Origin of the sequence: Streptomyces sp. NPDC057438 (genome assembly GCF_042802995.1) — a bacterium.
In the GTDB taxonomy this organism is placed as follows: Bacteria; Actinomycetota; Actinomycetes; order Streptomycetales; family Streptomycetaceae; genus Streptomyces.
In genome coordinates this window covers 58,778-82,297 of record NZ_JBHVDD010000022.1, presented here as the reverse complement: position 1 = coordinate 82,297, position 23,520 = coordinate 58,778, and the positions used below count along the sequence as shown (strand labels likewise).

General features: G+C 72.0%; 19 protein-coding genes. 5 read left to right on the top strand and 14 right to left on the bottom strand.

Annotation, left to right across the window (positions count from 1 at the left end; all coding sequences use genetic code 11):
• Positions 1-273: 273 nt before the first annotated feature.
• From ACFU5F_RS15360 to ACFU5F_RS15325, 8 genes are all read right to left on the bottom strand, one after another.
• Complete coding sequence (locus ACFU5F_RS15360) at positions 274-1,326, bottom strand: BMP family protein (RefSeq protein WP_383887028.1); 1,053 nt, start codon at positions 1,324-1,326, stop codon at positions 274-276.
• A 331-nt stretch (positions 1,327-1,657) separates the two neighbouring features.
• Entirely contained in the window at positions 1,658-2,716 is a 1,059-nt protein-coding gene (locus tag ACFU5F_RS15355; protein ID WP_383887027.1) for a BMP family protein, read from the bottom strand.
• Between the two features lie 303 nt (positions 2,717-3,019).
• Positions 3,020-4,273 carry an amidohydrolase gene (locus ACFU5F_RS15350; RefSeq protein ID WP_383887025.1) on the bottom strand — a complete coding sequence of 418 codons (1,254 nt, stop codon included), beginning with the start codon at positions 4,271-4,273 and terminating at the stop codon, positions 3,020-3,022.
• A gap of 611 nt (positions 4,274-4,884) precedes the next feature.
• Positions 4,885-5,187, bottom strand: a complete 303-nt coding sequence (locus tag ACFU5F_RS15345) for a low temperature requirement protein A (RefSeq protein WP_383887071.1) — start codon at positions 5,185-5,187, stop codon at positions 4,885-4,887.
• Positions 5,188-5,416: 229 nt separating this feature from the next.
• Positions 5,417-6,523, bottom strand: coding sequence for a hypothetical protein (locus tag ACFU5F_RS15340; RefSeq protein ID WP_383887023.1), 1,107 nt, complete (start codon positions 6,521-6,523; stop codon positions 5,417-5,419).
• Positions 6,524-6,578: 55 nt separating this feature from the next.
• Positions 6,579-7,517 carry an N-acetylneuraminate synthase family protein gene (locus tag ACFU5F_RS15335; RefSeq protein ID WP_383887021.1) on the bottom strand — a complete coding sequence of 313 codons (939 nt, stop codon included), beginning with the start codon at positions 7,515-7,517 and terminating at the stop codon, positions 6,579-6,581.
• 14 nt (positions 7,518-7,531) lie between these two features.
• Complete coding sequence (locus ACFU5F_RS15330; protein ID WP_383887019.1) at positions 7,532-9,082, bottom strand: cytidylyltransferase domain-containing protein; 1,551 nt, start codon at positions 9,080-9,082, stop codon at positions 7,532-7,534.
• Positions 9,083-9,117: 35 nt separating this feature from the next.
• Positions 9,118-10,479 carry a DUF6716 putative glycosyltransferase gene (locus ACFU5F_RS15325; protein WP_383887017.1) on the bottom strand — a complete coding sequence of 454 codons (1,362 nt, stop codon included), beginning with the start codon at positions 10,477-10,479 and terminating at the stop codon, positions 9,118-9,120.
• Between the two features lie 198 nt (positions 10,480-10,677).
• Between ACFU5F_RS15325 and ACFU5F_RS15320 the strand changes: the two genes are divergently transcribed.
• From ACFU5F_RS15320 to ACFU5F_RS15305, 4 genes are all read left to right on the top strand, one after another.
• A complete protein-coding gene (locus ACFU5F_RS15320; protein WP_383887015.1) occupies positions 10,678-11,655 on the top strand; it encodes a glycosyltransferase family 2 protein in 978 nt (325 codons plus the stop codon).
• Positions 11,652-12,986 carry an alpha-2,8-polysialyltransferase family protein gene (locus ACFU5F_RS15315; protein WP_383887014.1) on the top strand — a complete coding sequence of 445 codons (1,335 nt, stop codon included), beginning with the start codon at positions 11,652-11,654 and terminating at the stop codon, positions 12,984-12,986. The genes ACFU5F_RS15320 and ACFU5F_RS15315 overlap by 4 nt, the downstream gene beginning before the upstream one ends.
• An 8-nt stretch (positions 12,987-12,994) precedes the next feature.
• Positions 12,995-14,191, top strand: a complete 1,197-nt coding sequence (locus ACFU5F_RS15310; RefSeq protein ID WP_383887012.1) for an acyltransferase family protein — start codon at positions 12,995-12,997, stop codon at positions 14,189-14,191.
• Between the two features lie 190 nt (positions 14,192-14,381).
• Positions 14,382-15,356 carry a class I SAM-dependent methyltransferase gene (locus ACFU5F_RS15305; RefSeq protein ID WP_383887010.1) on the top strand — a complete coding sequence of 325 codons (975 nt, stop codon included), beginning with the start codon at positions 14,382-14,384 and terminating at the stop codon, positions 15,354-15,356.
• A gap of 99 nt (positions 15,357-15,455) precedes the next feature.
• Here the strand turns inward: ACFU5F_RS15305 and leuE are convergent, their stop codons facing one another.
• The gene (gene leuE / locus ACFU5F_RS15300) at positions 15,456-16,109 is read right to left on the bottom strand and encodes a leucine efflux protein LeuE (protein ID WP_383887008.1); all 654 of its coding nucleotides are present in this window, start codon (positions 16,107-16,109) and stop codon (positions 15,456-15,458) included.
• Positions 16,110-16,262: 153 nt separating this feature from the next.
• Positions 16,263-17,843: a methylmalonyl-CoA mutase gene (locus ACFU5F_RS15295; RefSeq protein WP_383887007.1), complete on the bottom strand. Its 1,581-nt coding sequence runs from the start codon at positions 17,841-17,843 to the stop codon at positions 16,263-16,265.
• A 218-nt stretch (positions 17,844-18,061) separates the two neighbouring features.
• On the opposite strand from ACFU5F_RS15295, the gene ACFU5F_RS15290 reads away from it, so the two are divergent.
• Positions 18,062-18,988, top strand: a complete 927-nt coding sequence (locus ACFU5F_RS15290; RefSeq protein WP_383887005.1) for a L,D-transpeptidase family protein — start codon at positions 18,062-18,064, stop codon at positions 18,986-18,988.
• A gap of 294 nt (positions 18,989-19,282) precedes the next feature.
• Here the strand turns inward: ACFU5F_RS15290 and ACFU5F_RS15285 are convergent, their stop codons facing one another.
• The 4 genes from ACFU5F_RS15285 to ACFU5F_RS15270 all read right to left on the bottom strand — a co-directional run bounded on the left by ACFU5F_RS15285 (position 19,283) and on the right by ACFU5F_RS15270 (position 23,300).
• Positions 19,283-20,599 (bottom strand): hypothetical protein, encoded by a 1,317-nt coding sequence (locus ACFU5F_RS15285; protein WP_383887003.1) that lies wholly within the window; start codon positions 20,597-20,599, stop codon positions 19,283-19,285.
• Positions 20,599-21,285, bottom strand: a complete 687-nt coding sequence (locus ACFU5F_RS15280) for an RNA polymerase sigma factor (protein ID WP_383887001.1) — start codon at positions 21,283-21,285, stop codon at positions 20,599-20,601. Before ACFU5F_RS15280 ends, ACFU5F_RS15285 begins: the two co-directional genes overlap by 1 nt.
• A 330-nt stretch (positions 21,286-21,615) precedes the next feature.
• Complete coding sequence (locus tag ACFU5F_RS15275; RefSeq protein WP_383887000.1) at positions 21,616-22,713, bottom strand: hypothetical protein; 1,098 nt, start codon at positions 22,711-22,713, stop codon at positions 21,616-21,618.
• Positions 22,710-23,300, bottom strand: coding sequence for an RNA polymerase sigma factor (locus tag ACFU5F_RS15270; RefSeq protein ID WP_383886998.1), 591 nt, complete (start codon positions 23,298-23,300; stop codon positions 22,710-22,712). The genes ACFU5F_RS15275 and ACFU5F_RS15270 overlap by 4 nt, the downstream gene beginning before the upstream one ends.
• Positions 23,301-23,520 lie beyond the last annotated feature (220 nt).

Sequence of the window (23,520 nt, the reverse complement as noted above, 5' to 3'; positions counted from 1 at the left end):
GGCTGCTGGACGCGTTGATGGCGCACTCTCCTGGGAAAGGGGGTCGTCTACGCGCGTAGCGCCCCTACGGCATCGGAAGCGGGCGACACGCCCGAGCGGTGCCGGGGGAACCGGGGCGAGACACCCCGGTTCCCCCGGGGCCGCTCGGACAACGGGGCACAGGGAGCGACACTCCCCGTACCCCGTCGAGCGCGCGTAACCCCGCGGTTACTGGAGACTCCGGAGGTGCCTGAACACCACCGGAGCCGTGCGACTGCTCGTGGTACAGCCGGCTCAGCCGGTCTTGACCTTGATCTCGCCGCTGATGATCTTCTCCTTGGCCGTGGCGATGGCCTCCTGGAGCTCGGTGTCGCTCGTGAACTTCGGGTGGGAGTCGGCGAGGCCGACCTCGCCGGTCTTCAGATCGCCCCTGACGATACCGGTCCCGGGCTTGCCGTCCTCGACCGACTTCGCCAGGTTGTACACCGCCTTGGCGACGTCCTTCGTCGCCGAGGTCAGGATGGAGTCCTTGTACTTCGCGAGGGCCTCCTGCCGGTACTGGTCGGAGTCGACGCCGATCGCCCAGATCTTGTTCGCGGCGGCGGCCTCGATCACACCCTGGCCGGACAGACCGGCCGCCGCGTAGACGACGTCGGCCTTCTTCTCGATCTGGCCCTCGGCGGCCGTCTTGCCCTTGTCGGGGCTGGAGAAGCCGCCCTCCTCGGCCGTCTGGGTGAGGTACTGGGTCAGCACCTTGACCTTGGGGTCGGTGTCCTTGACACCCTGCGCGAAGCCCGCCTGGAACTTGTGGATCAGCGGGATGTCCACGCCGCCCACGAAGCCGACGGTGTTCGTCTTCGTGGTCTTGGCCGCGGCGACACCGGCGAGGTACGAGGCCTGCTCCTCGGAGAAGACCAGGTCCGCGACGTTGTCCAGCTGGACCGTGGAGTCGTCCACGATGCCGAAGGTGGTCTCCGGGAACTGCTCGGCGGCGGCCTTCACGGCCGTCGCGTACGCGTAACCCACACCGACGACCGGGTTGTAGCCCTGCTTGGCCAGGGAGACAAGGCGCTGCTCCTTGTCCGCGTCCGTCTCGCCCTCGGTGGGCTCGATGTCCTGGGTGTCGTACCCGAACTCCTTCTTCGCCTTCTCCAGGCCCGCGAACGCGGCGTCGTTGAAGGACTGGTCGCCCTTGCCGCCGACGTCGTAGGCGATCGCGAGGCCCTTGTCGCCCTTGGCGTCGGCGGAGGACGAGGCGTCCGTCGACGTACCGCCGCAGGCGGAGAGGGCGAGGGCGAGGGAGGCGGTCGCTGCGCCTGCGACCGCGAGGCGGGAAACCCGGCGCATGTGTGGTGCTCCTGTCGTACAGCGCCGGGGGGTACTGCTCAGTGGTGCTTCACAGCATCGGCGCCTTATATGGCTTTCGCCGCAGAGTAACGCGCGTAGACCCTTGGGGTGAAGCCTGGGGGACCACGTTGTTATGGGGCCGTGTTCCAAGGGTGTGCGGGGGTGGTTGGGGGTGTTGGGGGCCAAGTGTCGGGTGCGGGCGCATCGTGGCTGGTCGCGCAGTTCCCCGCGCCCCTTTCGGGGCTGCCCCCGGACCGCGCGCCGGGAAAACGCGCAGCGGGCGGGTGCACAAGCACACCCGCCCGCTGCCGGCGTTCGTCGCGGATCGGACCTACTCGGTCTTCACCTTGATGGAGCCGTCGATGATGCCTTCCTTGGCCTTGGCGACCGCGTCGGTCAGGCCGGCGATCTCCGCCATCTTCGGGTTGGAGTCGGCCAGGCCGACGCCGTCCACCTTGAGGTCGAAGGTCTGGACACCGGTGAGCGGCTTGCCGTCCTCGACCGACTTGGCGAGGGCGTAGACCGCGCCGCCGACGTCCTTCAGGGCGGAGGTCAGGATGTAGTCCTTGTACTTCGCGAGGGCTGCCTGGTTGTACTGGTCGGAGTCGACACCGATCGCCCAGACCTTGGCCGCGGCAGCGGCCTCGATGACACCCTGGCCGGAGAGACCGGCGGCCGCGTAGAGCACGTCCGCCTTCTTCTCGATCTGGCCCTCGGCGGCGGCCTTGCCCTTGTCGGGGCTGGAGAAGCCGCCCTCTTCGGCCGTCTGGGTCAGGTACTGCGAGAGGACCTTGACCTTGCCGCCGCTGGTGTCCTCGACGCCCTGCTTGTAGCCGGCCTCGAACTTGTGGATCAGCGGGATGTCCACGCCGCCCACGAAGCCCACGGTGTTCGTCTTGGTGGCCTTGGCGGCCGCGACGCCGGCGAGGTACGAGGCCTCCTGCTCGGCGAAGACCAGGGACGCCACGTTGTCACCCTCGACGACCGAGTCGACGATGCCGAAGGTGGTCTTCGGGAACTGCTTGGAGGCGGCCTCCATCGCGGGACCGTAGGCGAAGCCGACGCCGATGACCGGGTTGTAGCCCTGCTTGGCCAGGGACTCCAGACGCTGCTGCTTGTCGGCGTCCGTCTCGCCCTCGGTGGGCTCGATGTCCTCGGTCTTGTACCCGAATTCCTTCTGAGCCTTCTCCAGGCCCGCGAACGCGGCGTCGTTGAAGGACTGGTCGCCCTTGCCGCCGATGTCGTACGCGATCGCGAGACCCTTTTCGCCCTTGCTGGTCTCGCCGCCGTTGCTGCTGCTCTCGCTGCTGGTACCACCACAGGCCGTGGCGGCGAGCGCCAGCGACGCGACCCCCACCGCGACGCGGGTCAGTTTGGAAATCCGACGCATCTTGAAGTTCCCCATCTTCTGCAAAGCCCCGCGACCGGGTGCTCAGTTCGGCGCACATTAACGCGCGTAGACCCTCCTGGGAACGGGGTTTCGACTGGCCGTTATCCATTCGTGCCGGTGGCCGTTACGTCCTCGTGAACCATGGGATCGAAAGGGATCTCCTGGACACTGCGCCTCTCCCGCCCCTCGCGTTCCGTGTACGGGGGACGACTTCAGCGTGACGGTGCGCGCTCCGTACGGTGGTCGTACGGTCACGCGCACCAGGCTGCCGCGAGGGTGGGCGGGGCGCAACCGGAGCAGGCTCTAGAGGCCGGCGTGGTCGAGGGCGCGCATGCGGGCGTCGAGGAGGGCGGCCGCGGTGAAGAGTTCCACGCCCACGGTGATGGCGTGCTCGTCGGCGTCGAAGTCGCCCTGGTGGAGGTCGCGGACGGTGAGGTCGCCCGGACGGCGGACACCCAGCCGGGCCATGGCGCCGGGGACGTGCTCCAGGTACCAGGAGAAGTCCTCGCCGCCGAGGCTCTGCTCGGTGTCCTCGACGGACTTGGCACCCCGGCGGGCGACCATCGAGTCGTGCAGCAGTTCGGTGACGACGGGGTCGTTGACGACCGGCGGGACGCCCCGGATGTAGTTGATCTCGGGCTTGGCGCGGTGCATGACCGCGACCTCCTGGACCGCCTCGTGGATCAGGTCGGGGGCCTGCCGCCAGGCGTTGATGTCCAGGCAGCGGACGGTGCCGGAGAGCTCCGCGTGCTGCGGGATGACGTTCGGCGCGTGGCCCGACTCGATGCGGCCCCAGGTCACGACGAGCCCGGCACGGGCGTCGAAACGGCGGGCGACCAGCGCGGGCACGTCCGTGACGACGCGGGCGGCGGCGGTGACGAGGTCGGTGGTCAGGTGGGGGCGCGCGGTGTGGCCGCCCGGCCCGTCCAGGGACAGCTCCAGCCGGTCGCACGCGGAGGTGATGGGGCCGTGGCGCAGGCCGATGCAGCCGGCGTCGACCCTCGGGTCGCAGTGCACGGCGATGATGCGGCCGACGCCGTCGAGTGCGCCGGTCCTGATGACGTCGGCGGCGCCGCCGGGCAGGACCTCCTCGGCGGGCTGGAAGATCAGCCGGACGGGGCGGGGCAGCTGCCCCCTGCGGTGCAGGTCGGCCAGCACGAGGCCGGCGCCGAGGACGACGGTGGTGTGCACGTCGTGGCCGCAGGCGTGGGCGCGGTCGGGGACGGTGGAGCGGTAGTCGCAGTCCACCTTGGTGTCCGGGATGGGGAGGGCGTCGATGTCGGCGCGCAGCGCGAGCGCGGAGCTGTCGGCGCCGTTCCAGTCCCCGATGTCACAGATGAGTCCGGTGCCGCTGTCGAGCACGCGCGGGCTGAGACCGGCCTTCTCCAGGCGGGCCTTGATCGCGGCGGTCGTGCGGAACTCCTGGTTGCCGAGCTCCGGGTGCATGTGCAAGTCGCGGCGGAAGGCGACGAGTTCGGCACGCAGGGCTTCCGGCAACGTACCGGGGAGCGATGTTTCGGCTTCCCCCGGCAGATCTGCCTCGGACTCTCGGGACATCAGTTGGTTCACCCTCTGAAGGGTAGGGCGATCGGGCGACCTTCTCACCCTCGATCAACAAAAAATCAGCCCGTGAGGGGAAGATTTCCGGTCGCACGACGCATACGTATTGGCAGGGGTGGGTATACCCGGCCGCCTCTTCGCGGGCGGGCTGACCTCGGAGAAGAAAGCGCCGGGGTTGCCCGCGAATCCCTCTGTCCAAACGTCCGGGGGTGCCCGGACGATTCCCACACTCCACGGATACCACGTCCGGCCCACCGCACTGTCCCGGAACCATCACCGCCGCGTGATGGTTCGGCCACGACATGTGTGCGACGAGGTGGGTGGGGAGACGGCGTGACGGCACCGCAGAAGGGCTTTGGCCTGCGGCTGCGGGGGTGAGGCGTGGGGTCACGGAGGTGGGGCGCGGGAGGGTGGCGCGGGGGTGGCAGTGGTGACAGGGATCACGGGGTGATAGGGCGGCGCGAGGGTGATGCGGGGGCGCGCAGCGCTTTCGGGGGCGCCGCCTCGGATCCCCGTGCCCCGTACGCGGCGGGGTCCCGGCCCGACCGTGGATCAGGAGGGCCGTGGTGCGCGGGCGTGGATCAGGAGGACCGTGGTGATCGTGGCTGTCAGGGCGGCGAGGGCTGCCAGGGCCGGGACGAGGGCGACCAGAGGGCCTGCCGCCAGGCAGAGGGTGCCGCCAGGCAGAGGGTGCCGCCGGTGAGCAGGGCCGGGGCGCGGCGGCCCGTGGTGCGGAGCAGGATCGCGGCGGAGCCCGGCAGGAACAGGCCCGTACCGCCCGCCAGGGCCCAGGCGGGCAGGTCGCGCAGGGGCTCGGCCAGGCCGTAGTGGTCCGTGTCGGCGACCTGGTGCAGGGTCGTCTTCAGGCCGAGGGCGGTGATGACGACGCCGGCCACCAGCGGGCGGTGCAGGAAGGTGTACGCGTCGCGGGCCAGGATCGTACGGTCGTCGCCGGTCAGTTCGGCCGGACGGTGTTCGGCCGGCTCGCTCGTCCGCCGTGGGCGTGAGCCGCGCGCGTTCGCCGTGTGTCGTCACCGCTCCCCCTTCGGGGGCGGCGCCTCGCCTCCCCCGGCCAGGCGGCACGAAGGCACGGACCGACGGGGGAAGCGACAGCTCCGGATACGCCCGGAGGGGAACCGCTCAGACCGGCACGACCGACGTCAGCCGGTGGACGTCCCGCGCCGTGCCGGTGACCCCGGACAGGAAGCCCTGGGCGCGCGGGGAGGCGTTCTCCGTCAGCCAGCTCGGGTCGATGTCGCAGACCGCCACGCGTACGTCCGTACCGGCGAGCGCGAGCGGCAGGGTGTGGACCACCGTCGAGGGGAAGCTGAGGATCGTCCGGCCGATGGGGCCCCGGCGGGCGATGAGTTCGAGGGGGAGGTCGGGGCGCATGATCTCCAGGCCCGTCGCCGCGGCGAGGGTGTGCAGTTTCTCGGCGCTCTCGCGGCGGTGGGCGAAGTAGCGGGTGGCGCCGTGGGCGGTGGCGAGGGAGCGGACGGCTTCGAGATAGCGGTCGCCGTCCACCACGCCGGTCTCCACGAGGGACGTGCCCACGAGGTCGGCGCCCTTGGTGATGCGGGGCGGGCCGAAGCGGGCCCGGGTCCAGGCGAAGTCGTTGGCGGTGACGAAGACGCCCTCGGGGGTCTCGTCGATCGGCATCGAGGAGAAGACCTCGACGCGTCTGCCGGCGGCCGGGGTGAGGCGTTTGCGGGCCTTGGCGGAGACCGGGGCGAAGATCAGGTCACGGGGTCCGGGGCGGCCGCCCTTGCGGTGCCAGCGCACGAGGCGTTCGCCGCGGGCCAGCTGGGAGACGAACTCCATGGTCGCGGTGCCGTCGTCGACGACGACGACGTCCCGCGCCCGGGTGATGGTCAGCAGGAGCTGCACGTACCGGGAGAAGGGGTCGCCCAGCACGATGCGGCTCGCGGCGCGCAGCAGCGGGGCGAGGCCGCCGATGGTGCGGAAGGGGGCGGCGGTGCCGCCGCGCGCCTCCTCCCAGCGCACGTCGTGGCCCTCGTCCCGGGCCAGCTCCGCCATCCGGCGCAGCTGGCCGCGGGTCATGGGGTCGTTGGGCGACAGCACCACGAGGGTGAGTCCCGCGCCGCCCCTTCGGAAGGGCCCCACGCCGGGGTCCTCGGGGGTGCCTAGGGCGTGGGCGTGCGCCCACTCCAGCACGTTGAGCAGCTGTACCGGGCTCTCGACGAAGGCGAGAGTGTGGGGGCCGGCGGTTCCGGCGCGGGGGCTCATCGACGTACGACCGTCCCGTAGTGAGGGAGACCCGTGGTCAGGGTGGGAAGGTGGCTCAGACCGCGACCGGCTCGCCCGCCGCCGCCGCGATCTCCGCCTCGGCGACGACGCCGGAGACACGGCGCAGCTTCTTCATGGGGCCCAGCTCGGACTCGTAGACCTTCTTGACGCCGTCGCCGAGGGAGGCCTCGATGGTGCGGATGTCGCGGACGAGGCGGGTGAGTCCGCCCGGCTCGACGGAGGCGGCCTGGTCGGAGCCCCACATCGCGCGGTCGAGGGTGATGTGGCGCTCCACGAAGGTGGCGCCGAGGGCGACGGCCGCGAGGGTGGTCTGCAGGCCCGTCTCGTGGCCGGAGTAGCCGATCGGGACGTTGGGGTACTCGGCCTGGAGGGTGTTGATGACGCGGAGGTTCAGTTCCTCCGCCTTGGCCGGGTAGGTCGAGGTGGCGTGGCAGAGCAGGATGTTGTCGCTGCCCAGGACCTCGACGGCGTGGCGGATCTGCTTCGGGGTCGACATGCCGGTGGAGAGGATGACCGTGCGGTTGGTGGAGCGCAGGGCGCGCAGCAGCTCGTCGTCGGTGAGGGAGGCGGAGGCCACCTTGTGGGCGGGGACGTCGAACTTCTCCAGGAAGGCGACGGCCTCGGTGTCCCACGGGGAGGCGAACCAGTCGATGCCCTTCTCCTTGGAGTACTCGTCGATCTGGCGGTACTCGTCCTCACCGAACTCCACGCGGTGGCGGTAGTCGATGTAGGTCATGCGGCCCCAGGGGGTGTCGCGCTCGATGTCCCACTGGTCGCGGGGGGTGCAGATCTCGGGGGTGCGCTTCTGGAACTTGACGGCGTCGCAGCCGGCCTCGGCGGCGGCGTCGATCAGCTTGAAGGCGTTCTCCAGCTCACCGTTGTGGTTGATGCCGATCTCGCCGACGACGTAGACGGGGTGGCCGGGTCCTGCGGTCTTCGAACCGAAGGTGCGCAGACGGGAGTTGGTGCTCATGACGGAGGATTTCCTTAACTGGTGAGGGAGTCGAGAGAGTCGAGGGAGGGGCCGAGGATCCAGCCGGCGATCTCCCGGATCGCGCCGTCACCACCGGGGACGGTGGTGACCGCGCGTGCGGCGCCGCGCACGACGTCGTGGGCGCTGCCGACCGCCACGGGCCAGCCCACGAGGGCGAAGCACGGGAGGTCGTTGACGTCGTTGCCGACGTAGAGCACGCGCTCCGGCGCGATGCCCTGCTCCTCGCACCACTGCTTCAGTGCGAGGTCTTTGCGGTCGATGCCGTGGAGCACCGGGAGCTTGAGCTTCCGGGCTCGGGCGGCGACGACCGGGTTCTGTTCCGAGGACAGGATCAGCATCTCCAGGCCGCTCCTGCGGAGGGCCGCGATGCCGAGTCCGTCGCCGCGGTGCACGGAGACGAACTCCCGTCCGTCGGAGTCGATCAGCACCCGGTCGTCGGTCTGGGTGCCGTCGAAGTCGAGGACCACGGCGTCGATGTCGTCGTGGGTGGGGAGGGCGCCGGGCCGGTGCGCGTCGAAGAGGGGCGCGAGGGCCTGGGCGCGGGCGAGGTCGTGCGGGTCGTCGATCTCCAGGACCCGCGCGGGGTCGGTGCGCACGAGCTCCGTCCGGCCGAAGAACCGGTGCTGGTACTTGCGCAGCCCGGCCGCGTCCATGGCGTAGGCGGCGCCGGTCTCCAGCAGGTCCTGCGGGCGGTCCTGGCGGCGGGGGCGGAAGGACTTGTCGTGGTTGACGCCGTGGCCTCCGGCAGTGGGGCCGGGGGTGAAGTGGGCGTCACCGGACGGGTCGTCGCCCGGCGCGGCGGTGGCGGCTGCGCCGGGGCGGGCGGTGCCGTACGCCGGGGGCGTGTGGCCGGCGGCCCGCACCTCGGGGCGGGTCTCGTCGGTCTCGCCGCCGTACGCGGGCGCCGGCGCGACGGCGGGGCGCGGGGCACCCTCTTCGGCCTGCACGCCGCCGGATGCCGCCAGGGGCTCGCGGTACGCCGGCGCGGGCCCTTGGTGGGCGGCCGCGGGTCCGTGGTGGGCGGCCGCGGCCTCTCCGTACCCGTTCGTGCCGTCCGCCGGCTCGTCCGTCGTGTCGCGCCAGACGAAGCCGTGGAACGGGGCGACGGTGAGCGCGGTGTCCGCGCCGTGCTCGACGAGGGCCCGGGCCACGCCGTCGATGTCCTCACGGAGGATGAACGGGCTGGTGCACTGGACGAGCAGGACGACGTCGACCGTGGCGCCGTGGAGGGCCTCGTGGGCGTCCAGGGCGTGCAGGACGGCCGCCTCGGAGGTGGCGGTGTCGCCGGCGATCGCGGCGGGGCGGAGCACGACCTCGGCGCCGGACTCGCGGGCGGCGGCGGCGATGGCGTGGTCGTCGGTGGAGACGACGACGTGCGTCACCAGCCGGGCGGCGAGGCACTCGCGGACCGCGCGGGTCACCAGCGGCACACCGCCGACGGGGGCGAGGTTCTTCGCGGGGACGCCCTTGGAGCCGCCGCGCGCGGGGATCACGGCGAGGACGCGGCGCGCGGAGGCCGCTCGGTCCGCTTCCGGGTGGGGCATGGGCTGTACTCCTTGCGCAGTGGACAGGTGGCGGCTCACAGCTCCCCCATCCGGCGGATGACGGGCGCGACGCGCTGCACTCCGTGGCGGTAGGCGCCGCGCGCCGCCCGGCGCACGATCTGCCGTACGGGCCCGGCCTGCCGGTCGGCGGCGGGTGCCCCGGGCAGCGGTGCGCCGTCGGGGCCGAGGTGGTGGCGGGCGAGGATGCCGGGGAGGTAGCCGGGCGCGGTGACGGGCGTGTAGTACGGCGCGAGCGGCGGCAGTTCGGGCCCGGCGACCAGCTTCGCGACGCGGGCCCGGGCCGCGTCGAAGGCGGTGGCGTACGAGCCTGCCCCCGAGTTCGTCCCGGAGGTGCCCCCGGCCATCACACCCTGCCGGGCCACCCACCGCGGGTCCGGCGCCGGCTCGTACCCGGCGTCGAGCTGGTCCCAGGAGGCGAGGCAGCCGGAGCCCACGAAGTGGTGGTTGCCGAGGGTCTCGCGGATGCCGAGGTCGGTGAGGACGACGGTGGGGATCCGGCGGTGCAGCGACTCCAGGGCGGCCGTGGAGCTGACGGTGACCAGCAGGTCGGTGGTGTCGAGGACCTCGCCCATGTTCCCGTAGGCGAGGCGGAAGTTGGCCGGCAGACCGCCGGGCAGCTTCTCCGCCAGCTTCTGGTAGGGCAGCTCCTCGATGTGCGTGGTGTGCTCGCCCGGTTTGGAGCGCAGCTTCAGCAGCACCTCACGGTCGGGGTGCAGCCGCGCGTGCCCGATCAGGCGGTTCAGCAGGTACGTACGGTCCCTGCGGTTGTCCGGGACGGACGGCTGCACGGCGAAGACGACCGTGTAGGGGCGCCGCTCCGCGGCCGGGTCATCGGCTCCGGTGTAGGGCCTGCCGCCGAGGAAGGGCAGCGCGACCTCGGTGACCGAGGAGGCGTCGGCGCCCACGCCCTCGTAGACCGCCCTGAACCGGTCCGCGTCCTGGCGGGAGTTGGCGAGGACGAGGTCCGCTCCGTGCCGCAGCAGCAGACCGTCGGCGAGCTTCTCGTAGACGACACCGACGTAACCGGTGACGACCACCGGCCGCTTCGTACGCCCGTCCCAGGCCCGGCGCAGGCCGTGCAGCATCGCCTGGACACCCCCGCCGACGAGGGAGAGCAGGACGATGTCGTACGCGGCCTCCTTCATGGCGCGCAGGAATTCGAGGCCGGTCACCTCGCGCAGGGAGTCGGAGCGGACGCCGACCTCCCGCAGCTGACGGGCCGTGGGAGTGGCCCGGCCGCGCAGGAGGAAGCCGTCCAGGCGGACCTCCGACGCCTCCGGAGCGAGCCGGTGCGCGGTGAGCGCGCCCCATTTCCACCGGGTGTCGGAATCCGCGAGTACGGCGACTCGCAGGGTGTTCGTAGCACTTGCTGGCACATCGAAGACGCTAGGAAGCGATTCCGTTGAACGGCCCAACCCGAATACAACAAAGGGTTAACAGCACGCCGCCGAACGGCGAATCGGGACGCGAATGACGGCGGAATGCGCCTGGTTCACGGTTCCGCCACGCGTCGTTCACCTGACATCAAGCGGGTGGTCAAGACGAATGCCGGAGGGCCCCCTAACGTCACGGGGGTGGTCAAGCTCTCCGTCATCGTGCCGTTCTACAACGTGCAGCAATACGCGCCCGACACCCTGAAGAGCCTCGGAGCAAATGCTCGTGAGGACTTCGAATTCATTCTCGTCGACGACTGCTCGCGCGACGAGACACCGGACATTCTCGCGCGCGCGGAGCGCGAGTTGCCGGGGGCGGTGTATGTCAGACACGAACAGAACGGAGGACTGGCGACCGCGCGCAACACGGGCATCGACAACGCCCGCGGCGAATACCTGACATTCCTGGACGGGGACGACTGGCTCGCCCCCGGCTACTTCCCCCGGCTGCTGGCCGCCATCGAGGACCTGGGCTGCGACTTCGTGCGCACGGACCACGTCCAGTGCACCGGGCGGGCCCGTTCCGTCCACCGGGTGCCCAACGGGCGCCGGGGCGTGGTGATGAACCCGCGGGACGCGATCCTGCCGGCCGACCGCTCCACCTCCGTCGACTACGCGTTCGCCTGGGCGGGCATCTACCACCGCCGGCTGGTCGACAAGGGCGTCCTGCACTTCACCCACGGGCTGCGTACCGCCGAGGACCGGCCGTGGATCTGGAAGCTCCACCGGGAGGCCGAGTCCTTCGCCACCGTGGGGCTGCTGGGCGTCTTCTACCGGCGCGGAGTGGCGTCCTCCCTGACCCAGATCGGCGACGTACGGCAGCTGGACTTCATTCGCGCGTTCGACCAGGTCATCGCGGAGACGGCGAAGGACCGGGACGCGGACAGGCTTCTCCCCAAGGCCGTGCGCACCTATTGCGCGATCATCTCCCACCATCTGGGATCCATCGAAAGGTTCGAGCCGGCGGTGGCACGGAAACTGAAGTCGATGAGCGCCGTCGCGCTGCGCCGCATGCCGCAGGACGTGCTCGACGAGGCGCTCGACTCCATGGACGTCCAGCGCGCCACCCGGCTGCGCCGGCTGCGCCGCCGTCCCGCCGCCACGGGGGTCGCCGCATGACCACGCAGATCTTCATGGCGTCCACGCTGTACGGCACGGCCACGCTGGCCGCCGCCCTGGACACCGAGTGCTTCCGCCCCGCCGCCCGGCGCATCCTGCTGGTCTCCGACAACGGGGCGACGCCGGAGACGGCCACCGGCCTGGACGAGATGCCCGGCTTCGAGCGGCTGAGCACCCGCTTCGACGAGGTGATCTCCTGGAACGAGACCATCTCCCCCTTCCACCCCGGCGGCTGGTCCCCGCGCCAGGACGACGTACCGCTGTGGGAACGGCATCTGCGGCTCCTGTGGAACCTGGGGGACGACGACGTCGAGCTGGCCGTGGAGTCCATCCAGGTCCACCCGGCGCTCGGCTTCACCCAGATCTTCACCGGCGCCCCCGTGACCGTGTACGCGGACGGCCTGATGAGCTACGGCCCCACCCGCAACAAGATCGACCCGCTGGTCGGCACCCGCATCGACCGTCTCCTCCACCTGGACCTCGTCCCGGACCTCAAGCCCCTGCTGCTCACCGAGTTCGGGGTCGAGCCGGAGATCGTGCCGACGGACGCCTTCGTGAAGGTGCTGGCGGAACTCGCCGACACCGGTGACGGGTCGCCCGCCGTCGAGGAGCCCGCGCTGCTGCTCGGCCAGTACCTCTCCGCTCTCGGCATCCTCACGGCCGAGGAGGAGGAGAACCTCCACGTGCGGATGCTGGCGGGCGCGGTGGCGCTCGGGCACACCAAGGTCGTGTTCAAGCCGCACCCCAGTGCCCCGGCCCGCTGGTCGCGCGGTCTGGAGAAGGAGGCGGAGCGGCTCGGCGCCGAGCTGACCGTGCTGGACACGCCGGTCCTCGCCGAGGTGCTCTACCAGCGGATGCGTCCGGCCCTCGTCGTCGGCTGCTTCTCCACGGCCCTGCTCACCGCCTCCGCGCTGTACGGCCTGCCGGTCGCCCGCGTCGGCACCGGCACGCTGCTGGACCGGCTCGCCCCGTACGAGAACAGCAACCGGGTGCCCGTCACGATCGTGGACGCGCTGCTGCCGGAGCTGGGCGACCGGGACGCGGTCGCCTCGCAGCGGCCTGGCACGGCGGTCGCCGACCTCGACGCCCTGGTCCGGGCGGTCGGCTTCGCGATGCAGCCGAAGATCTACCCGTCGCTGCGGGGCGCGGCCGAGGCGTATCTGACGAGGCAGCTGAACGCGCACACCCTGCGGTACTTCAAGCGGCGCCGGCTGACGTCGCTGGGGCTGCCCGGCGGTGTCCCCGTCCAGCTCGCGTTCATCCCGCGCAACGCCACCGTGCGAAGAGTCGCGCGACGGGCCCGGTCCCTCAAGCGAGCGGCCCTGGGGTGAGCCCTCCGGTGACCACCTCGACGACAGCGGATGATCGTGTCGAGTCCCGGGTGGGGGTGGACGGGGGCAGGTCGCGCAGCACCCCGGGCCCCGGTCGGGGCCAGCGCTCCGGCGGGGACCCGCGCTCGGGCGAGGGCCCGGCCGAGGCTCGGCCCCGGCTGTACGCCCTCGACGGGCTGCGCCTGCTCGCCGCCCTCTCCGTCGCGGCCTATCACTACGGTGGGCGCGACGGAGAGATCGGCAAGGCGTGGGGGGCCTCGCCCGCCGTGCAGTTCCCCACCGCCCACGGCTGGTTCGCGTACGGCTGGGCCGGGGTCCAGGCGTTCTTCGTGATCAGCGGGTTCGTGATCTGCGCGAGCGGCTGGGGGCGTTCGCTGCAGTCGTTCCTCGCCTCCCGCGCGGCTCGTCTGCTACCCGCGTACTGGGCGGCGGTGATCCTGGTCGCGGCCGTCTTCGCCCTCCCGGGCATCGGCTTCGCGCGGGTGTCCGTCAGCGAGTTCCTGGTCAACCTCACGATGCTGCAGATGCCGCTGGGTGCCGATCGGGTCCTGGGCGTGTGCTGGACCCTGTGGGCGGAGGTCCGCTTCTACGTCCTGTTCGCGCTGTGCGTGGTGGTGCCCGGGGTGACCCGCAGACGGGTCATCTGGTTCTGCGGCGGCTGGACGCTGGCCTCGGTGCTGGCTCCGGCCGCGAAGGAGCCGCTGCTGGACATGGTCCTGATGCCGCAGTACGCGTCGCTGTTCATCGGCGGCCTGGGCCTGTATCTGGTGCACCGCGACCGCCGGGACACCGCGGCCTGGCTGATCGTGGTGTTCAGTCTGCTGCTGAGCCAGTACCGGACGGTCGAGGACATGTGGCACGCCCCCGGCCCGGAGTTCTTCTCCTACCGCTCCCAGCTGGGCATCGTCCTCGCCGTCTGCGTCGGCTTCGTGGCCGTGGCGGCGGTCGCACTGGGGCTCCTGCGGCGCGTCGACCGGCCCTGGCTGGCCACCGCGGGCGCCCTGACGTACCCGTTCTACCTCGTGCACGAGCACCTGGGCTGGCCCGTGGTCCGGGGGCTGCACCAGGGGCTGGGCGTTCCGTCGTCGGTGACCGTCGCCCTCACCCTGGCGCTCATGCTGGCGCTCGCCTGGCTGCTGCACCGCTGGGTCGAACGGCCGTTGCAGCCCTGGCTGCGCGAGTCACTCGGGGGACGCCGTGGCTGAACCTTTCCTGAACCTGGAATTGGCCGACTGTTCATCCGGACCGAGGATTCGGCATCGCCTTTCCGGTAAGGCTCCGCAGCATCCATGAATGGTCCCTGGCCGTCGCACGGGTCCACCGACCTGTTCACCCCCTCACCCGTTCGCCTGTTCGCCCGTTCGTCTCGTCGACGCGAGAGAGTCTTCTGTCCTCATGACCTCTGAAACGACTCCCGAAACGACCTCCGGAACGGCCTCCGGAACGACCTCCGGAACGGCCTCTGAACACGAAACGATCCGGCTCCCCCGTGAACTCGACGACGTTCCCGGCTGGTTTCCGGTGCTCGACCAACTGCTTTTCGACTGGCTGCTGGACCGGCAGGAGAACGCGGAGGAAAAGGGCGATCTCCTGGAGGTCGGGGTCTACATGGGCAAGAGTGCCGTCTTCCTCGGCCGGCATCTGCGGGAGGGCGAGGCCTACACGGTCTGCGACCTGTTCGAGAGCGACGCACCGGACGACGCCAACGCGGCGGAGGCCACCAAGTCGTACCGCAGCACACTCACCCGCCGGGCCTTCGAGGCGAACTACCTCTCCTTCCACGACGAGCTGCCCCGCGTCCTGCAGGGCCCCAGCTCGATCGTCCCCGGCGAGGTCGAGCCGGGCTCCTGCCGTTTCGTGCACATCGACGCCTCCCACCTGTACGAGCATGTCGAGGGCGACATCACCGCCGCACGGGAGGTCCTGCGCCCCGGCGGCCTGGTCGTCCTCGACGACTTCCGCTCGGAACACACCCCCGGGGTCTCCATCGCCGCGTGGGAGGCCGTCCTCAACCGGGGTCTCAACCCGGTCTGCCTCAGCACGCAGAAGCTCTACGGCACGTGGGGCGACCCGGAGCCCGTCCAGGAGGCCCTCCTGGAGATGGTGGGGCGACGGAACGACTGCCACCTCAGCAACCAGCGGGCGGCCGGCCATCGCATCATCCGCCTCAAGTCCAAGGGCATGAAGGCCCCGGTCTTCCCGAAGTCCCGCCACTGGACACCCCAAGGCCCTCCGGCGCCGGCCCCGCAGCCCTCGTCCCGCCCCCGCCGACCCCGGAACCCCGCCCGCGAACTCGCCGTGGACCTCCTGCCCCCGCTGCTGACGAGGACGATCAGAAGGGCGAGGTCGGGAGGAAGGCGAACGGGCTGAGGCGCGGACGGACCGGCGCACGGGGGTGGTGGGCGTCGCGCCCCGTGAGGGGCGCGGGGAACTGCGCGAGCAACCACACGCGGCCGTCGGCCGCACACGCTAGGCGCTGCTCGCCAGCGACAGCTTGACCGCGAACCCGAGGAACATCGCCCCCGCCGCCGAGGTGGCGCCCGCCGACAGCACCCTGCGCCGACGGAAGGTGGCGGCCAGCCTGGTGCCGCTGAATATCAGCGCGCTCAGGTAGAGGAAGCTGGCGAGCTGGGCGAGCACGCCCAGCACGACGAAGGAGAGGGCCGGGTAGGCGTACGCGGGGTCCACGAACTGCACGAAGAAGGCGACGAAGAACAGGATCGCCTTGGGGTTGAGCAGACTGGTGATCATCGCCCGCCGGAACGGCCGTTCCCCTTCGACCGCCTCGGTCCCGGCACCCTCGGCCGACCGCTCGTGACGGCCGCGCCACATCCCCCACGCGGCCCGCAGCATCCCCACCGCCAGCCACGACAGATACCCCGCGCCCGCGTACTTCACGATGCCGAACAGCACGGCGTTGGCCTGCAGCAACGAGGCCACCCCCGCCGCCGACAAGGTCATCAGCACGGCGTCCCCGACCCACACCCCGGCGGCGGCCCGGTACCCGGTCCGTATCCCGCGCCGGGCGGCCACGGACAGCACGTAGAGGGAGTTGGGGCCGGGCAGGAGGACGATCAGGACGAGCCCTGCCAGATAGGTGGGCAGGTCAGTGACACCGAACATGGAAAGGAGTGTCGCACGGGGGTACGACACCCGGCCCGGCGATAGCGGCCGGAACGCGGAGCGCGCGAACGCGCCGCCGCAGAACGCCCCGCTTCAGAACGCGTCGCTTCCGAACCCGTCGCTTCCGAACCCGTCGCTTCCGAACCCGTCGCTTCAGAACGCGTCGCTGGGGACGTACGTGCCCCAGACCTCCCGCAACGCGTTGCACACCTCGCCCACGGTGGCGCGGGCCTTGAGGGCCTCCCGCATCGGGTAGAGGACGTTGTCCTCGCCCTCCGCGGCCTTCTTCAGGGCCGCCAGCGCGGCATCGACGGCCGCCCGGTCCCGCTCGGCCCGCAGCTTCGCCAGCCGCTCCGCCTGCTGGGCCTCGATGGCCGGGTCCACCCGCAGCGGCTCGTAGGGCTCCTCCGCGTCGAGCTGGAACCGGTTGACGCCGACCACGACCCGTTCACCGGAGTCGGTCTCCTGAGCGATCCGGTAGGCGGAGCGCTCGATCTCGCCCTTCTGGAAACCGTGCTCGATGGCGGCGACCGCGCCGCCCAGGTCCTCGACCTTCCGCATGAGTTCGACGGCCGCCGCCTCCACGTCGTCGGTCATCCGCTCGATGACGTACGAACCCGCGAAGGGGTCCACCGTGGCCGTCACATCCGTCTCGTAGGCGAGCACCTGCTGCGTACGCAGCGCGAGGCGCGCGCTCTTGTCGGTCGGGAGGGCGATCGCCTCGTCGAAGGAGTTGGTGTGCAGGGACTGGGTGCCGCCCAGCACCGCCGCGAGGCCCTGGACGGCCACCCGCACGAGGTTCACCTCCGGCTGCTGGGCGGTCAGCTGCACCCCGGCCGTCTGGGTGTGGAAGCGGAGCATCAGGGACTTGGGGTTCCGCGCGCCGAACTCCTCGCGCATCACCCGGGCCCAGATCCTGCGCGCCGCACGGAACTTGGCGACCTCCTCCAGGATCGTGGTGCGGGCGACGAAGAAGAACGACAGACGGGGGGCGAAGTCGTCGACGTCCATCCCCGCCGCGACCGCCGTGCGCACGTATTCGATGCCGTCGGCCAGGGTGAACGCGATCTCCTGCGCGGGGGAGGCCCCCGCCTCGGCCATGTGGTAGCCGGAGATCGAGATGGTGTTCCACTTCGGGATCTCGGCCCTGCAGTACTGGAAGATGTCCGCGATCAGGCGCAGGGACGGCTTGGGCGGGAAGATGTACGTCCCCCGCGCGATGTACTCCTTCAGCACGTCGTTCTGGATCGTGCCGGTGAGCCGTTCGGCCGGTACTCCCTGCTCCTCGCCGACCAGCTGGTACATCAGCAGCAGCAGGGCGGCGGGCGCGTTGATCGTCATCGAGGTCGAGACCTTGTCCAGCGGGATGCCGTCGAACAGCACCCGCATGTCCTCGACCGAGTCGATCGCCACACCCACCTTGCCGACCTCGCCGTGCGCGAGCGGGGCGTCGGAGTCGTGGCCCATCTGGGTGGGCAGGTCGAAGGCGACCGACAGCCCCATCGTGCCGTTGGCGATCAGCTGCCGGTAGCGCGCGTTGGACTCCACCGCCGTACCGAACCCCGCGTACTGACGCATCGTCCAGGGACGGCCGGTGTACATCGACGGGTAGACACCACGGGTGTAGGGGTAGGCGCCCGGTTCGCCGAGACGGTCCGCCGGATCCCAGTCCCGCAGCGCCTCAGGCCCGTACACCGGCTCGATGGGCAGTCCGGACTCCGACTCGCGCGCCATGGTGTGTGCCTCCGTCTCGTCGTCGGCTCGGATGCCCGCTTGTTACTCGCCAGTACTGATCCTCGCGACGGACTGTAGCGGCGAGTCAGCACCCGGTGGAGTGGCCCCGGCTGGGACCTTGCTCACAACCATGCCCGTTTGTTCGCGACGGGTCACGTCCGGGAAACCTGTCCCGAGAGTGACCGGACGCGGCCGATCATGAGACGACGGGGGCCCCGATGCGTACCAAGGACATGCGGAGATCGATGGCCGCGCTCGCGGCACTCACCCTGGCCGGCGCCTGCACGGCCACGGGGATCGAGGTGCACGGCGACCAGCGCGGGCCCGTACACGTCGACGTGACGGACACACCGAGCGGCACCCCCAAGGAGGGCGGGGACGCGATCGGCGGCGAGAGGTCCGGTGAGGACGCCGACGGTGACCGCGGCGGTGACAGCGACGGCAAGGGGAGACGGGGGCAGACCCCGCCGCCCAGGGCCTCCCCCTCCCCCACTCCCACTCCCGCCGTCGCCCCCACGGTCCTCTGGGCCAAGGGGGACGAGGGACTGGACGTACGGGAGCTGCAGGCCCGGCTGCGGCAGATCGCGTGGCTCTTCGTGGGGCCCACGGGGACGTACGACGACCTGACCGTCCAGGCGGTCAGGGGCTTCCAGGGCAAGCGCGGACTGCCGCGGACCGGGAAGACGGACAGCGTCACCTGGGCGCGGCTGCTGGCCATGACGCGGGAGCCCGGCAAGTGGGACCTGTACGCGTACGGCGGGCAGCCGGCCGCGTCGCCCGACCCGCGCTGCCTGACCGGACGGGTGCTGTGCATCAGCAAGACGAGCCGCACGCTGCGCTGGATGGTGGACGGCCGGACCCTGACGACGGTCGAGGTCCGCTTCGGCTCGGAGTACACACCGACCCGCGAGGGCCTCTTCCACGTCTACTTCAAGTCCCGTGACCACTGGTCGACCCTGTACGACACCCCGATGCCGTACGCGATGTTCTTCAGCGGCGGCCAGGCGGTCCACTACTCCGCCGACTTCGCGGCGCGCGGCTACTACGGGGCCTCGCACGGCTGCGTCAACGTCCGGGACAAGGCGGCGATCGCGCAACTGTTCGCGCAGGTCAGGAACGGCGACAAGGTCGTCGTCTACTGGTGACGACAGCGAAGGAAGTGACGTGTGTCACAGGACGCATAGCGGGAGGGTGTCCGGCGCGTCAGGAGGAGTACGGGGGTCACGGGGGACCACGGGGGAATCACGGGGGTAATGGGGCGCGGGCGGGACCGGGGGAACGTGTCCCGCCCGCGCCGAGGTGCACGAGCCGTAGGTACGGGGGGAACCCCGGCTCTGTGCGACGGCCGATGACCAGTCGGCTCACTCATTACTGCGCCGGGGCGGCCCAAAGTGTTACCCGTTCCGCGAAAGAATTCGTAGCGGATACGAAGACGCAGGTCAGGCCGGGTGTGTGAGCGTCACACCGGTGGGGGCGGGGCTCGTGCGGGGGGAGCCGATCGGGGTCACCGCCGCGAACCGACCGCGGTGACCGTTGCCGCCGTCGCCCTTGCCGCCCTTGTTCCCCGTGCCGCCCTGGTGGCTCTTGTTCTTGCCACCCTTCCCGTTCCCGTTCCCGTGCCGGTGGCCGCTGCCGTCGCCCTTGGCCTTCCCGCTGCCGTTCCCGTGGCGGCCCTTGCCGTTCCCGTCTCCGTTCCCATGGCGGCCCTTGCCGCGGTGGGAGTCGTCGTCATCGTCGGAGCCGTTGCCGGTCCGCGCGCCCTGGTCACCGCCGCCCGTCGGGCCGCCGGTGTCCGACGCGCCGGTCCCGGTGCCCCCGCCCGCTCCCGTGCCGCCCCACCGCTTCTCCTTGCCGGAGTTGCCGGAGTTGCCGGGGATGCCCGTGCCGCCCGCCAGGAGGCCTTCGCAGTACCGCTTCAGCTGCCCCCTGCCCCGGCCGCCCGCCGCGTCCTCCAGGGAGCGTCGGCGGTCGGCGTCCAGCTCCTTGCCGTCGCGGACGTCACGGCAGGCGGAGAGCATGTTCTTCCGCCACTGCCGGGTGGACTCGCCGCCCTGCCCGCCGTCACCGGACCGCTCGTCCTCGTCGGTGCCGCCGGTTCCGTCCCCGGCGGGGGAGTCGCCCTTCGGGGTGGCGTCCGCGGACGGGTCGGGCGTCACCCCGCCCCACGCGCCACGCCTGTCGTCGCCCTTGCCGTTCGGCGTCGGCGACATCAGCGGCCGGTCCGGCGACCGGCCGGCGGAGACGGTGGCGGAGGGTTCCGCTTCCTCGCCGCGGAACGCGCTCAGCGCGCCGCCGCCGGCCACCACCGTGACCCCGCCGAGCATCCCGGCGGCCACCGCGGCGACCAGCCCGAACCGCACGGGGCGGCCCCAGCGGGCCCGGCGGCCGTCCGGCCCGGAGGGCGTCCGCACGGGACGGCCGAGGTGCACGAGACCCGCGTCGGCCGTGGGCGAGGCGGTGGCGTGCGGGCGGCCGCCACGACCGTGATCCGCGGCCCGGCCGCTCTCACCGGAGTGGGCCGCAGGGCTCGGGCGGGCCGTACGGGCGGTCCGGAAGGCAGCCAACGCGGCTTCCTCACCAGGGAGTTCGGGATCCCGCGTGGGCTCCGGCGCGACCTCGGCGGCCAGGGCGTCGAGCGCCTCGGCGAGCCTGTCGGCACGAGCGCGGGTGTGAGCGTCGACGGCTTCGAGCGGTTCCCCGCTCAGCAGCCGCTCCGCGGCGTCGCGGTTCAGCCACCTGTACTGCTCGTCGGCCATCACACATCCTTCTGCGTCCGCGAACGCGTATGCGTCACACCGGCGGACGTGGCCGTGCGCACACGCGCGGCTCTCGGCCGGGGTACGGCGTCCAGCGGGTCGCCGGATTCCGGGTCGGCCTCCGAAGCCGTCTCCGGATTCTCCCCGATCAGTTCGGCGAGGCGTTTCAGCCCCCGGTGGGCGGCCGTCCGTACGGCGCCCGCGCGCTTGCCCAGGGTCTCCGCGGCGGTCTTCGCGTCGAGGCCGACCACGACACGCAGGACCACCGCCTCCGCCTGGTCCTGGGGCAGCTGGGCGATGAGCGAGAGCGTGCGGCCGGTCGCCAGGGCCTCCATCGCCTCGCCGGCCGTGTCGGACTCGGCGGGTTTGGCGGTCAGCTCGGTCTCGTCGCCGCCTATCGCGGGCCTGCGGCCCCGCATGCGTATGTGGTCGAGGGCCCGGTTGCGGGCGATCCGTGCGGCCCAGCCGCGGAACCGGTCGGCGTCTCCGCTGAACCTCTCCAGGTCACGGGCTATCTGCAGCCAGGACTCGGAGGTGACGTCCTCCGCGTCCGCGTCACCGACCAGCGTCCGCACGTACCCGAGCAGCCGTGGGTGCACCGAGCGGTACACAGTCCGGAACGCGGTCTCGTCCCCGTCCTGTGCCGCAAGCACCGCGGCGGTCAGCTCCGCGTCGTCCCCCAGCACCCACGCGCCCCTTCCTCGAGCGATGGTCGCGGTCGTCCCGGGACCGCTGTGGTTGCGGTGGTCTTCCGCCATCCACGATCCGGCGCGAAAGGCACGTTACGGCCTGAAACCGCTGACCGTCCATGTCCGTAGAACATGCAACTAACTCGTGATGCAGAGAGGTGTGACAGAAAACGCGAGGGCGGCGCTGTAGGTAGTACGGGTCGCCGCGCGGCCCGTGCCGCGCGACGGTCGGGGCCTCTCCTGTGGGGGGTGGCGGCCCCGGCCGTTGCCATCGGCGGAGTCGGCCGGGTGTCTTGCGAGTACGGGGGTCTTGCGAGCACGCCGGCCTCACTTCGTTTCCGGGGCCCGCACCTCGCCGCGCGGCTTCCGACCCGTACCGCCGGGGCCGCGTTCCGTGCCGGGCGGGTTCCTTACCCCGTCCGGTGAGCCGGGCTCGTTCGACGAACCGGGCTCGTCCCGTGAACCGGGCCCGGTGGGCGCCCCCGACGCGCCGGGGCGCGGGGACGGTCCCCGCGTCCCACCGTTGCCACTGCCTTTGCCCATGCCGCCGCCATCGCCGTTGCCGCCGCCATCGCCGTTGCCGTTGCCGTGGAGCCCGCTGCCGTCGGCGTGCTGCCGGCCGGGTGTGTCGGGCTGCCGGGACGCGGCCGGTTCCCGGTCCGGACCACGGCGGTCGGCCGTGGCGGGGCCGGGACGGACGGGAGCGCCGTCCGTCGTACGGGGACGCCGGTCCCCGCCCCCCTCGCCCGCGCGCTCGCGGCCGGCACCCTCGTCGTCACGTGCGGCCGAGCCGATCGCCGCGAAGGCGACTCCGCCGAGGGCGAGACTGGCCAGCAGCACGGCCAGGGTGGTGCGGATCGACAGCTGCACGCGACGGCGCGCGTTCGGCCGCCAGTCGTCGCGCCGCCGGGTACGAGCCGTGCGCGCCCCCGTCTCCCACACCGCCCGAAAGGCCGCCACCGCCCGCGCCTCCCCCGCGCTGCCGGCCCCCGCACCGGCGCGGACGGCGGCGGCGAGGAGGGCCCCCGGGCCGGCGGCGCCGGAGGCGTGGCCGTCGCCGACGGTGTCGCTCGTAGCCCGGCAGGCGCCGGGCCGTCGGTCGTCAGGGCCCTCGCCGTCACGCCGGTCCCCGCCCGGACCGGCACCGGCGCGCCGGCCGCTGCCGGGCCCCGGGTCATCCCCCCGGCAGCCGCCGTCGGAGGCTCGGCCGTCGGCGCGTACGCCCTCACGGCCGCCGCCGGCATGCCGGTCACCGGCCCGACCGGCACCGGCCTCTCCATGGCCGCCACCATCGCCCCGGCCGCTGCCGGGCCCCTGCGCCGGATCCGTCCTCCCCGACGGCATCTCGTGCCCTTCCCTGTCGGCGTGCGCGTGGCCGCGGTGGCCGGTGTCCTCGGCGCCCGGGCCGTCGTCGCTGTCGGTCATCTCGACTCCCCCAGCGTCCGGGAGCCGTCATCCGTCACACCCTCGGTCCGCAGGAGCTGCGCGAGGCGTTTCAGTCCCCGGTGCGTGGCCGTACGGACCGCGCCGGGGCGTTTGCCCAGGACACGGGCGGCGGCGGGACCGTCGAGGCCGACGACGACACGCAGCAGTACGGCCTCGGCCTGATCGCGCGGCAGCCGGGCGACGAGGGCGAGCGCCTGTTCGGTGGAGAGGGTCTCCAGGGCCTGGTCCTGGGTGCTGTGCGTGCCCGGCAGTTCCAGCAGGTCGTTCTCCAGGGCGGTCGCCCGGGGCCGCACCTTCTGGCGCCGCAGATGGTCCAGGGCCCGGTGCCGGGCGATGGTCGCGCTCCAGCCCCGGAAGCCCGCGCCGTCCCCCTTGAACCGCCCGAGGTCCCGCGCGATCTCCAGCCAGGCGTCCGAGGCGACGTCCTCCGCGTCGTCCCCGACGATCCCGCGCAGGTACCCCAGCAACCCGGGCTGCACGAGCCGGTACGCCACCGCGAACGCGGCCTCGTCCCCGGCCTGGGCCCGCGCGACGGCCGCGCCCAGCTCCCCGTCGTACGCCTGCACGCGCCGAGGTTCCCCTCCCTGGCCGCAGGCTGCCCGAGCCAGTGCCGCGTCGGTGCCGGGATGGCGGTGCGGGGACCGTCCCGGCCGCCGCCAAGCCCCCATGGTCATCTGCGTCGCGCTCCGCGGAAGTGTCACACCGTCAACCGCCGCCACGGTGCCCCTTCCGACGGCGCGCGGCGCCCGTCCGGTGGCGCGGACAGACACGCGAGGGACCCCGCTC

Coding starts and splice junctions, on each gene's coding strand:
- ACFU5F_RS15360 (WP_383887028.1), bottom strand. CDS start 1,326: ATGCGCCGGGTTTCCCGCCTCGCGGTCGCAGGCGCAGCGACCGCCTCC.
- ACFU5F_RS15355 (WP_383887027.1), bottom strand. CDS start 2,716: ATGCGTCGGATTTCCAAACTGACCCGCGTCGCGGTGGGGGTCGCGTCG.
- ACFU5F_RS15350 (WP_383887025.1), bottom strand. CDS start 4,273: ATGTCCCGAGAGTCCGAGGCAGATCTGCCGGGGGAAGCCGAAACATCG.
- ACFU5F_RS15340 (WP_383887023.1), bottom strand. CDS start 6,523: ATGAGCCCCCGCGCCGGAACCGCCGGCCCCCACACTCTCGCCTTCGTC.
- ACFU5F_RS15335 (WP_383887021.1), bottom strand. CDS start 7,517: ATGAGCACCAACTCCCGTCTGCGCACCTTCGGTTCGAAGACCGCAGGA.
- ACFU5F_RS15330 (WP_383887019.1), bottom strand. CDS start 9,082: ATGCCCCACCCGGAAGCGGACCGAGCGGCCTCCGCGCGCCGCGTCCTC.
- ACFU5F_RS15315 (WP_383887014.1), top strand. CDS start 11,652: ATGACCACGCAGATCTTCATGGCGTCCACGCTGTACGGCACGGCCACG.
- ACFU5F_RS15305 (WP_383887010.1), top strand. CDS start 14,382: ATGACCTCTGAAACGACTCCCGAAACGACCTCCGGAACGGCCTCCGGA.
- leuE (WP_383887008.1), bottom strand. CDS start 16,109: ATGTTCGGTGTCACTGACCTGCCCACCTATCTGGCAGGGCTCGTCCTG.
- ACFU5F_RS15295 (WP_383887007.1), bottom strand. CDS start 17,843: ATGGCGCGCGAGTCGGAGTCCGGACTGCCCATCGAGCCGGTGTACGGG.
- ACFU5F_RS15290 (WP_383887005.1), top strand. CDS start 18,062: ATGCGTACCAAGGACATGCGGAGATCGATGGCCGCGCTCGCGGCACTC.
- ACFU5F_RS15285 (WP_383887003.1), bottom strand. CDS start 20,599: ATGGCCGACGAGCAGTACAGGTGGCTGAACCGCGACGCCGCGGAGCGG.
- ACFU5F_RS15275 (WP_383887000.1), bottom strand. CDS start 22,713: ATGACCGACAGCGACGACGGCCCGGGCGCCGAGGACACCGGCCACCGC.